Below are 11,007 nucleotides of genomic sequence, written 5' to 3' on the forward strand. Positions count from 1 at the left end.
ATTAAAAGGAGGATTTTTTTATGGGATTAAAAGATTGCTTATGGTGTATTGGGGGAGCAAGTAAGGGAGTAGCAGGAGCTAGATTCTCACTCTACCCAATGAGTGATAACTTTGTTGAGATTATACTAGGAGGACTTGAAAAGACAGATACAAGTAAAGTTTGGAAACAAACTGATAAGCTGAGTACCTGTGTAAGAGGTAAGAGGGTACATATCTTCGATGTGGTAAAAGGTATTTTTGTAAATGCTTATAGAGATGATGTACACATGGCTTTAGAAGCTACTTTTTCCAAAGGATGTCCAGGGGATACAGATGCTGACTCATTTATGGAAGTAGATGATAAAAAGTTAAATGAGAAAAATATAAAGGATAAAAATTTTAATGTAGTAAGTAAAATATCTTTTTATCCAATGGGAGAAGAGGATTATATGGAGCATATAGCTAAGGTAGTAATGATTGCTAAAGAGAGAGGTATCTTTGCTAGAAGTTCTCACTATGTTTCCATATTAGAGGGAGATGTTCATAAAGTATTTGATACATTGGAAGAGATTTTTCAATATGGCGAGGAAAATTTATCACACTATATTTTACAAGTAACTATTTCAGTAAATAGTCCAACAAAGGAGTAAGAGTATGTTTAATTGGAAATTAAAAGATGTTATAATGGTTTGTATTTTTTCTGTGGTTTTTTCATTTATATATTTATGGGCTGTATATTTAGCTAATTTTATGGCTACATTATTAGCTCCCTTTGGACTTGCCCCATATGCTTATGAGGTAGTTTTTGGAGTATGGTTTATGGCTTCTACATTTGTACCATATATAATTCAAAGAGCTGGAGTGGCTACTATTTCTGAGGTTTTATCAGCAGTAATTGAAGTGATAATGGGGAATATGTTTGGACCAATAGTTATTTTATCAGGAATAATTCAGGGATTGGGACCAGAACTTGTATTTGCTAGGGGAAAGTATAAAGATTTCTCGATGAGAAGTATGTGTACAGCAGCTATTTTTGCTTGTATTTTTAGTTTTATATGGGGATTTGTAAGAGGTGGATATACAAAATTTACCCCAATGTATATATTAGGAATGTTTATTGTGAGAGTTATAAGTTCAATATTATTTGCAGGGGTTATATCAAAACTATTAGCTGAAAAATTAGCAAAAACAGGAGCTTTAAGTGGATATAAACTTGGACAGGAAGAGATAGATGAGTAAGATAGAGATATTGAGATGTGAAAATATAACTTTTAAATATTCTGAAAAATCAAAAAGAGAGATAATAAAAAATCTCTCTCTTTCTTTTCATAGGGGAGATATATATTTAGTTACAGGCTTTTCAGGATGTGGAAAGTCAACTCTTGCATATATATTAGCAGGACTCTATCCAGAACATAAGGGAGTGCTTACAGAGGGAAGAGTTTTTTTAGATAATAAAGATATAGGAGAGTATTCTATACAAGAGAGAGCTAAGAAAATAGGTATGATGTTTCAGAATACAGATACGCAGTTTTGTATGGAGAGTGTAAAAGAAGAGATCATATTTACATTAGAAAATATAAAGTTACCAGTGGAAAAAATGGATAAAAAGGTAGATGAGATATTAAAAAAAGTGGAAATATTAGAGCTAAGGGATAGAGAACTTTCTACACTTTCAGGAGGAGAGAAACAAAAGGTTGCACTTGCATCTATATTAGCATTAGAACCAGAAGTTATTATTTTAGATGAACCCTTTGCTAATGTAGATATTGATTCATCTCATGAGATAATAGATACTCTTTTAGAATTAAATAGTAAAAGAAAAACGACACTTATAATAATAGATCATAGACTATCACTTTGGAAAAATATAAATTATAATCTAATTACTTTAGATAATGGAAATAAAGTTTTAAATAAAAATATAAATCGAGAGTTAGAAGATAGTAAACCACTAAAGAAAAAAGTATATATAGAGGGAGAAAATATTTCAAATAGCATAATTGAGGTTAAAAAATTAGAATTAAGGTATGATAATAATATATTGGCTAGTAATTTATCTTTTCAAATTCCAAGAGGAAAGATAACCTCAATTATAGGAAAAAGTGGAAGTGGTAAGAGCTCACTTTTGAATATAATAGCTGGATTTGTAAAATATAGAAATGGAAGCATTTTATTAGATGGAAAAGAGTTAAAAAAAATAAGAGAACGAGAATTATTAGAAAATATAGGAATAGTATTTCAAAATCCTCAAAATCAATTTATAACTTATAAGGTTATTGATGAGATAGTTTTTACTTTAAATAGAGTGAATAAAAATAAAGAGGAAAGTAATATTCAAAAAGCAGAGCACTTACTTAAGGAGTTCAATCTTTATGAGTATAAAAATTATTCACCTTACTCATTAAGTCAGGGACAACAGAGAAAATTAGCTGTTCTCTCTATGCTGTGTGGAACACAGAAAATCTTACTTTGTGATGAGCCAACCTATGGACAGGATAATAAGACAAGTAGAGAGATTATGGAATTTTTAGTAAAAAAAGCTTCAGAGGGCTTGAGTATAGTATTGGTATCTCATGATATTAATTTAGTAGTAGAGTATTCTGATTATATCTACGAATTTAAAGATAGGGAGTTGAGAAAAGTTGAGTATGTGTAGATTAAATCCAGGTTATAAAGCTTTGACTATATTTTTAATATCTCTTATTCTATCTTTTGAATATAACTATTATATTAATTTCACAATTTTTATATTAGCTATTATATTGATGTTACTATCAAAAGTGAAGTTAAAAAAGATTTTAATCTCCTTTTTATCAGTTGTGATTATGGCTTTGGGAGTATTTTTTACTGGATATTTTTATGGAAATGGAGAAATAGGAAATAGTGTTAATGATATATCAAAGATAGTAGTAACTATTGAGAATAGAGAGAGTGGTTTACAGCTAGCAGCTAGAATTCTAGCCTATGCTGGTTTGGGATTTTTATTTGTTTATACGACTAATCCAAGACATTTTATATTGAGTCTTATGCAACAGTTTAAGTTATCAGATAAGTTTGCTTATGGGATAATGGCAGCTTATAATTTTATTCCCATTGTGAGAAGTGAGTATAAAAATATAACCTATGCCTACAGAGCTAGAGGAGTAAAGAGAAATATATTTATGCTTCCTATGCTTGTTACAGCTATAAGAGCTTCTGAAAATATAGCTATGGCTATGGAGTCAAAGGGATTTCAAGTAGGAAGTAGTAGAAGTCAATATATAAAATTAAAAGTAGATAAAATTGATTATCTACTTTTAATCTTGATGCCTTTTTTGACACTATATATTGTAATTATATTTTGAGAGTATTAGAAATTCTTTATAATATCTTCATTTAACTCTTCTATAACAGCCTTTGCAAGTTCAATAGCAGATATTAAATCATCTATTGAAGCATAAGAGTAGTGAGTGTGAATATATCTAGTTGGGATACCTAGTACTAGTACAGGTATTCCAGTCTCTGATATATGGTATTTTCCACCATTAGTAGACCCTTTTTCTCTAGCTATTACTTGATATTTTATTCCTCTTTTCTTAGCAACCTCTTTAGCAAATCTAAGAACTCTTGGATTTGATATCATAGCTCCATCTACCACTCTAAGTTGTACTCCTTTTCTAAGAGCTCCATGAGCAGATGCTCCATCTTTGAAACTATCATCAGCAGGTGAACCTTCAAATACTATAGCAAAATCAGGTTTTACTCTGTAAGCAGCAACTTGAGCCCCTCTTAATCCAACTTCCTCTTGTGAAGCAAAAGCTCCAACCACATTTACATTACACTCTTTACCTTTTAGAGATGAAAGTACTTCTATAGATGCTGCACATCCAAGTCTATTATCAAAAGCTTTAGCTCTCATAATTCCAAGTTTTTCATCATAGCTAAACTTTACATCTGGAACGATAGGATTTCCAACTTCTATTCCATAAAGTTCAGTTGTTTCTTCAAAGCTACTAGTTCCTAAATCAATAGTTAAATCTGACATTTTAGGAAGTCTACTTTTCTCCTCATCACTCATAAAGTGAGGTGGTTTAGAAGTTACAGTTCCAATGTACTTTTCTCCCTTTTCATTTTTAATTACAACACTACTAGCTGGTACATTTCCAACATACCATCCTCCTAGTGGTAGGAAGCTAATAGAACCATTTTTATTTATATTTTCTACTATAAATCCAACCTCATCTGTATGACAATCTAGAGCTACAGTAGGTTTTTTACTATCTCTTTCAGCAAGCCCAGCATATAGATTGTTTATAGAGTCTCTTTCTAAGCTTAAAAACCCTAAATGAGATTTTATCTTCTCTATAACTTCATCTTCATATCCTGGTGCACCAAATGTATTAGTTAACTCTTCAGATAATTTTATAAGTCTTTCTTTCATTTTTTTCCTCCGTTACTACTTATCAGATACCTTAAATTTTAATTCGTTGAAACGAATATATGATGTAGGTTTCATTCCTTCTATATTTTTAGTAGAAGCAACAGTGTTATTTGTATAGTACATAGGGATAACAGGCACATCAGTATAGATTATATCTGCTACTTCTTTATATAATTCTTTTCTCTTTTCAGTATTTATCTCTTTCTTAGCATCATCTAAAAGTTTATCCATTTTAGGATTTACATATTGAGAACGGTTTCCAGCTGATCCTAATTGAGAGCTGTGGAAGTTAGGATAATATCCATAATCTGCATCATAAGTAGATGGTCCCCATCCCATACTGAACATATCAAGGTCTCCTCTTCCAGTAGCTGTTAAGAAAGCTCCCCATTCTAGAGATTCAACTGTAACATCAAGTCCTATCTCTTTTAATTGAGCTTGTATTATTTCAGACATTTGCATTCTAACAGGGCTGTTACTTACACCTATAGTAAGTTTAGTACCTTTAAGTCCTTTTTGCTCTATAATCTTTTTAGCTGCTTCTGGATTGTATTCAAGAGTTTTAGAATCTACACTGTATCCAAATACTCCTGGAGCTACAAAGTTATTTGCTTTGTCAACTGATCCTAAAAGAATACTATCGATTATAGAATCTCTATCTATTCCCATAGCTATAGCTCTTCTAACATCTCTATCCTTTAAAATTCCCTTAGCGGTATTTAATCCAACATAGTTTACATTGATTCCACTTTGCTCCATATATACTAATTCAGGGTTATTCATTACTAGTCTTCTAGATTCAGCATTTAAATCTGCTGTCATATCTATCTCACCAGTTTCTAGTCCAATAACACTACTATTCTCTTCAGGAACAGCTCTAATTACAACATATTTTATACTTGGTTTTAATCCGAAGTAGTTGTCATTAGCTTCTAGAGTTATTCTATCTCCAACTTTCCAATCCTTATATTTGTAAGGTCCTGTTCCAACAGGATTTTGGAATCCAGCTATTCCCTTCTCTTCAAAGTATTTTTTACTTATAATAGAAGCAGTTTTATGGCTAAGATGAGCAAGTAGTGGAGCGAAAGGCTCACTAGTATGAATTTTTACAGTATTATCATCAATTACATCAATTTTATCTATTAAAGAATAAAGGTGAGCTACCTTAGGCAATTTTTTAGCTCTTTCTAAAGTGAATTTAACATCTTCAGCTGTAAATTTCTCTCCATTATGGAATGTTACTCCCTCATTAAGATGGAATAATATAGTTTTATCATCTAATTGCTCCCAACTTTTTGCAAGACCAGGAACAATTTTACCAGTCATTTCATCAATTTCAACTAATCTATCATATATTACAGTAATAACCCTTTGAGAGTATTGTTCTGTAGTATCTTGTGGATCTAATGTTTTACCTTCAGATATTTGAGAAAATACAAGAGTATCCTTTGGTCCTTTTGATTTACTGTCGTTATTTCCACCACAAGCTGTAAGTAGTCCTAACATCATAAAAGATAATAATATTTTTCTTCTTATTTTCAATGGAATTCCCCCTACATAATCAATTGTTTTAAAATATGTCTATATAATATCATAAATTTGGCATAATGTATAGTTTTTTTTAATTGACAGTATAAATGAAAATTTTATTTTAATTTTTAAATGGAGAATTCCAACTTTATTAACTTATATAATTGTTTTAAGTAGAAAAGTTACATACTTTTTAACATCTCTTTAACTATTTCAGCAGAATTATCAGCAGCAACCTCCACAAACTCACTGTATACCATTTCAGCACTACCATCAGCTTTATCTGATAGAGCTCTTAAAACTACAAATGGAACTCCATAAATTTCAGCAACTTGAGCTACAGCTCCACCTTCCATCTCAACGGCATCAGCGTTAAATTCTTTACCTAAAAATTGTACCTTTTCTTTATTGGCAATAAATTGGTCTCCTGTAGCTATTCTACCTATTGTAACCTTATCTTTTCCAAGAACTTTAATAGCAGACTTTTCAGCTAATTTGATAAGTTGAGGGTCAGCAGAAAACTCAATCTTACTCTCTCCAGAAAGTTGTCCCATAGGAGCACCAAAGGCAGTAAGATCCACATCATGTTGAACTAAATCCTTAGAGATAACAACATCAGCAATATTAAGGTTTCTATTGATAGCTCCAGCTACTCCAGTAAATATTATCTTGTCAGCTCCAAACTCTCTTATTACAGTATCAGCCCCTACAGCTGCATTAACCTTTCCTACTCCTGTCTTTAATAGAACAATATCCTTATTTTCAAGTTTACCCTTGTAATAAGTGATTCTACCTATTTTTTTCTCCTTAATGTTTTTCATTTGAGATTTTAAAAGATTAATCTCCTTGTCCATAGCACCTATTACAGCTACAGTTTCTCCGTAAGCAGTGACTGTTCCAAGAGCTAGTAAAGCTCCAATTAAAAATTTTTTCATTTTTTCTCCTTTATATGTAATTTATTTATTAGATTTTTATTTCTAAGTTTTTATTATTCTATTAAATTTTAAAGTTTACCCATTCTTTTGAGAATTTCTTCTACAATATCATCAGAACGATATCCAGCAAAGTACTCCTCTTTTACATTATCAAAGCCTATATTTCTATATTTAGAGGGTCTTCCAACATATCTAGTTACAAATTCAAAATTTTCATCCAATATAGCAAGTGTAGGGACAACATATAGGTCCTCAGAGATATCCAATTTCTCTCTAAGATATTTAAATCCTCTTCCTTCAGTAATAATCTTAATCTCTATATTAGGATTAATCTCTATCATTTTCATAAGGACAGGTAGAGTGGCTCTCACATATGGGCACCAAGATTCAGCACTAAGAAGGAATTTGTATCCCTTATCAAAGTTTTTGATTTTTTCAATATACTTCTCACATATAGATACATTTTTACTGATATTCTCCATCTTTTCTACCTCTCTAGCAGTAGCAATACTCATAAAAGTTTCATAGCTCATTCCTGATTCAAACAACTCTTTGTAATCCATCTCAATTCCTCCATTTTAATATTTAACTTTTTTTAGTACACACTTAATAGCTTCCTCTATAGATTTAAATCCTCTTATCTCCTCTTTTGATACTAAAGAGTTTATCTCCTTTTGACTATATCCCAGAGCTTCAAGAGCCTCATATAACTCATCTTCAATAGTGAAACTTTCAAATAGATTTTCCTCTTGAGTAAATAGATTTCCTATGGCTTTTAATTTTCCTTTTAAATCCAATATTACCTGTTGAGCTTTTTTCTCTCCAAGCTTAGGAACTCTCTTTAGAGTGGCATAATCATTTTCAGCTACAATCTTTCTAAGTTGCTCCACATCAAAGGTAGACATTATAGAAAGGGCAAGAGAGACTCCTACTCCCTTCACACCTAAAAGCATCTCAAATAGGTTTCTCTCTCTTTCCTCTAAAAATCCAATCAGCTTAAAAGCGTCTTCCTTTATGTAGTTAAATATATATAATCTAATATTTTCACCAGTCTTTATCCTATCATAAACTCTTAATGATATATTTACCTTGTACCCTACCCCATTTACATCTAGGGCTAGGTAATCTGGTTTTTTGTACTCAACACAACCTCTTAAATATTCAAACATCAGTTACTCTCCTCATTATTTTAGAAAATTATTTTTTTAGGTTAACTTCCTCTTCAGCTACCTCTAAAAGCTCTTTCTTCTTTCTACCTCTTTTTTTAGGTACAGGTATAATTTTACTCTCAACATTAGCACTCTCTAACATTCTTTTGATATATTTTCCTGTGTAGCTTTCCTCTACCTTGGTAATATCCTCTGGAGTTCCACAGGCAACAACAGTTCCCCCTCTATCTCCACCATCAGGTCCAATATCTATTATATAGTCAGCTGTTTTAATAACATCTAGATTATGCTCAATAATTACAACACTATTTCCCTTCTCTACAAGTCTATTGAGAACTTCCAATAGTTTTCTAATATCCTCAAAGTGTAGTCCAGTAGTTGGCTCATCAAGTATATAGATAGTTTTTCCCTTAGTCATTTTAGATAATTCAGTAGCTAATTTTATCCTTTGAGCCTCTCCTCCAGACAGTGTAGTGGCAGGTTGTCCAAGCTTTATGTAGTCAAGTCCTACATCTATCAATACTTTTAATTTTCTCTCAAGGGAAGGAATATTTTGGAAGAACTCATAAGCTTCAGCCACACTCATATTTAAGACCTCAGATATGTTTTTTCCCTTATAGAAAACATCTAATGTTTCCTTATTGTATCTTTTACCCTTACACACCTCACACTCAACATATACATCTGGAAGGAAATTCATCTCTATTTTGATAATTCCAGCTCCTTGACAAGCTTCACATCTTCCACCCTTTACATTGAATGAGAATCTTCCCTTTGTAAATCCATGAGCCTTAGCGTCTTTAGTTTCAGCAAAAAGAGTTCTGATATCATCAAATATCTTTGTATATGTAGCTGGATTAGAACGAGGTGTTCTACCGATAGGGCTTTGGTCAATATTGATAACCTTCTCTAGATACTCAGTCCCCTCAAGTGCTTTGTACTCCAATGGATAAAGTTTTCCCTTGTTCAATTTATTAAATAGTACTGGGAAAAGTGTATGGTTGATAAGAGTAGACTTTCCACTTCCACTCACTCCAGTGACAACTGTCATCACACCTAAAGGAATCTCAACATCTATATTTTTTAAGTTATTTCCCTTTGCTCCAATGATTTTTAAAGATTTATCCCAACTACGTCTAGAACTAGGTACCTCTATCTTTAACTCCCCTTTCAAATATTTTCCAGTCAGTGATTGAGAATTTTCCATTACCTCTTTTGGTGTTCCATGAGCCACTATCTCTCCACCATAAGCTCCAGCTCTAGGTCCAATATCGATTATCTCATCAGCTTGTAGCATAGTATCCTCGTCATGTTCTACAACTATAAGAGTATTTCCTAAGTCCTTTAGTCTTCCAAGGGTAGCTAATAACTTATCATTATCCTTTTGATGTAACCCTATACTTGGTTCATCTAGTACATAGAGTACTCCAGTTAACCCTGAACCAATCTGAGTAGCAAGTCTTATCCTTTGTGACTCTCCACCAGAAAGAGTCTTAGTTTCTCTACCAAGACTTAGATAATCAAGACCTACATTTATCATAAAGGATAATCTCTCTCTTATCTCCTTAAGTATCTCTTTGGCAATTTTTTCCTGTTTAGGTGTGAGAGTTATCTGATTGAAAAAACTTAAGGCGTCCTTTATACTCATGTCACATAGCTCCATAATATTTTTGTCTCCAACAGTTACAGCCAGTACTTCAGGTTTTAATCTCTTACCATTACATACCTTACAAACTCTCTCAATCATATACTTATTCTCAATCTCTTCCTTCATAGCATCAGAGAAAGTTTCATAGTATCTTCTCTCTAGATTTTTTACTGCTCCCTCATACTCCTTGTATCCGTGGAATTGGAAGTCATCTCCCTCATAGTCGAATCTAAATTTCTCGTTAGCCCCATGAAAAACTATATCTAAATCTCTTTTACTCATCTCTTTTATAGGCTTAGATATATCAATGTTGAAGGCTTTAGCCATAGCTTTAAAAATCTCCCAACTATAACCTTTTCTACTAGATGCTCCGGGGATATACATTCCACCATCTAATATAGATAGTTCCTCATCCTCTATCAGTTTATTCTCATCTACTTCAAGTTTTTTTCCTATACCCTTGCACTCTGGACAAGCACCGAATGGAGCATTGAAAGAAAATAGACGAGGAGTTAAATCTGGAATACTCACCTCTTCATGCTCTGGACAGGCATAGTTTTCACTGTAACTAAAATCCTCTCCGTTTACATTTAGTATGATTTTTCCATTAGAAAGTTCAGAAGCACTCTCTACTCCCTGTGTAAGCCTACTTTGAAACTCTTTATCCTCTTTTTTTAACACAAGTCTATCAATTACAACCTCAATGTTATGCTTTTTATTCTTATCTAGTGTTATCTCATCTTCTAAATAAAGAATCTCCCCGTTTACTCTAGCCCTCACAAATCCTTTCTTTAAGAGGTTTAGAAAAAGATTTTTATGAGTTCCCTTTTTATCCTTAATTACTGGAGCAAGAACTATCATTTTGTTCCCTTCCTGAAATCTGTCTAGGGCTCCTTCAACTATCTCCTCAATACTCTGTTTCTCCACAGGTCTATTACAAACTGGGCAGTGAGCAGTACCAATATGAGCAAATAAAAGTCTCATATAGTCATATACTTCAGTGATAGTTCCCACTGTAGAACGAGGGTTTCTGTTAGTTGTTTTTTGCTCAATAGAGATAGCAGGGGCAAGTCCCTCTATGCTATCTACATCTGGCTTAGTCATCTGTCCTATGAACTGTCTTGCATAGGCTGATAAACTCTCTACATATCTTCTTTGCCCCTCAGAATATATGGTGTCAAAGGCTAGAGAGGATTTTCCACTTCCACTTACACCAGTGATGACTACAAACTTATTTTTTGGAATTTCAATATCTATATTTTTCAAATTGTGCTCTCGAGCCCCTTTAATAACTATCTTATCCAACATATAATTTTCACCTCA

The 11,007-nt window shown here is 32.5% G+C and carries 10 protein-coding genes; 4 read left to right on the top strand and 6 right to left on the bottom strand.

Translation table 11 applies throughout. The features are described 5' to 3' along the window. Positions 1-20: 20 nt before the first annotated feature. Genes IAA47_06575 through IAA47_06590 form a run of 4 tightly spaced genes read left to right on the top strand, consistent with a single transcriptional unit; the run spans position 21 to position 3,326 of the window. Entirely contained in the window at positions 21-629 is a 609-nt protein-coding gene (locus IAA47_06575; GenBank protein MBU3842626.1) for a Ykof family thiamine-binding protein, read from the top strand. Positions 630-633: 4 nt separating this feature from the next. Continuing rightward, positions 634-1,218, top strand: a complete 585-nt coding sequence (locus tag IAA47_06580; GenBank protein ID MBU3842627.1) for an ECF transporter S component — start codon at positions 634-636, stop codon at positions 1,216-1,218. After that, the gene (locus IAA47_06585) at positions 1,211-2,638 is read left to right on the top strand and encodes an ATP-binding cassette domain-containing protein (protein ID MBU3842628.1); all 1,428 of its coding nucleotides are present in this window, start codon (positions 1,211-1,213) and stop codon (positions 2,636-2,638) included. The genes IAA47_06580 and IAA47_06585 overlap by 8 nt, the downstream gene beginning before the upstream one ends. Then, the gene (locus IAA47_06590; GenBank protein MBU3842629.1) at positions 2,631-3,326 is read left to right on the top strand and encodes an energy-coupling factor transporter transmembrane protein EcfT; all 696 of its coding nucleotides are present in this window, start codon (positions 2,631-2,633) and stop codon (positions 3,324-3,326) included. Before IAA47_06585 ends, IAA47_06590 begins: the two co-directional genes overlap by 8 nt. A gap of 5 nt (positions 3,327-3,331) precedes the next feature. Here the strand turns inward: IAA47_06590 and IAA47_06595 are convergent, their stop codons facing one another. The 6 genes from IAA47_06595 to uvrA all read right to left on the bottom strand — a co-directional run bounded on the left by IAA47_06595 (position 3,332) and on the right by uvrA (position 10,992). After that, on the bottom strand, positions 3,332-4,402 hold the full coding sequence (locus tag IAA47_06595) for a M42 family metallopeptidase (GenBank protein ID MBU3842630.1): 1,071 nt from the start codon (positions 4,400-4,402) through the stop codon (positions 3,332-3,334). A gap of 15 nt (positions 4,403-4,417) precedes the next feature. Further along, complete coding sequence (locus IAA47_06600) at positions 4,418-5,944, bottom strand: DNA-binding protein (GenBank protein MBU3842631.1); 1,527 nt, start codon at positions 5,942-5,944, stop codon at positions 4,418-4,420. Between the two features lie 170 nt (positions 5,945-6,114). Beyond that, positions 6,115-6,867 (bottom strand): 5'-methylthioadenosine/adenosylhomocysteine nucleosidase, encoded by a 753-nt coding sequence (locus IAA47_06605; protein MBU3842632.1) that lies wholly within the window; start codon positions 6,865-6,867, stop codon positions 6,115-6,117. A gap of 68 nt (positions 6,868-6,935) precedes the next feature. After that, positions 6,936-7,430, bottom strand: a complete 495-nt coding sequence (locus tag IAA47_06610; GenBank protein MBU3842633.1) for a thioredoxin family protein — start codon at positions 7,428-7,430, stop codon at positions 6,936-6,938. Positions 7,431-7,445: 15 nt separating this feature from the next. Then, entirely contained in the window at positions 7,446-8,036 is a 591-nt protein-coding gene (gene ruvA / locus IAA47_06615; protein ID MBU3842634.1) for a Holliday junction branch migration protein RuvA, read from the bottom strand. Positions 8,037-8,064: 28 nt separating this feature from the next. Beyond that, complete coding sequence (uvrA, locus tag IAA47_06620; protein ID MBU3842635.1) at positions 8,065-10,992, bottom strand: excinuclease ABC subunit UvrA; 2,928 nt, start codon at positions 10,990-10,992, stop codon at positions 8,065-8,067. Between the last annotated feature and the right edge of the window lie 15 nt (positions 10,993-11,007).

The organism is Candidatus Fusobacterium pullicola, from assembly GCA_018883725.1.
GTDB classification, from domain to species: domain Bacteria; phylum Fusobacteriota; class Fusobacteriia; order Fusobacteriales; family Fusobacteriaceae; genus Fusobacterium_A; species Fusobacterium_A pullicola.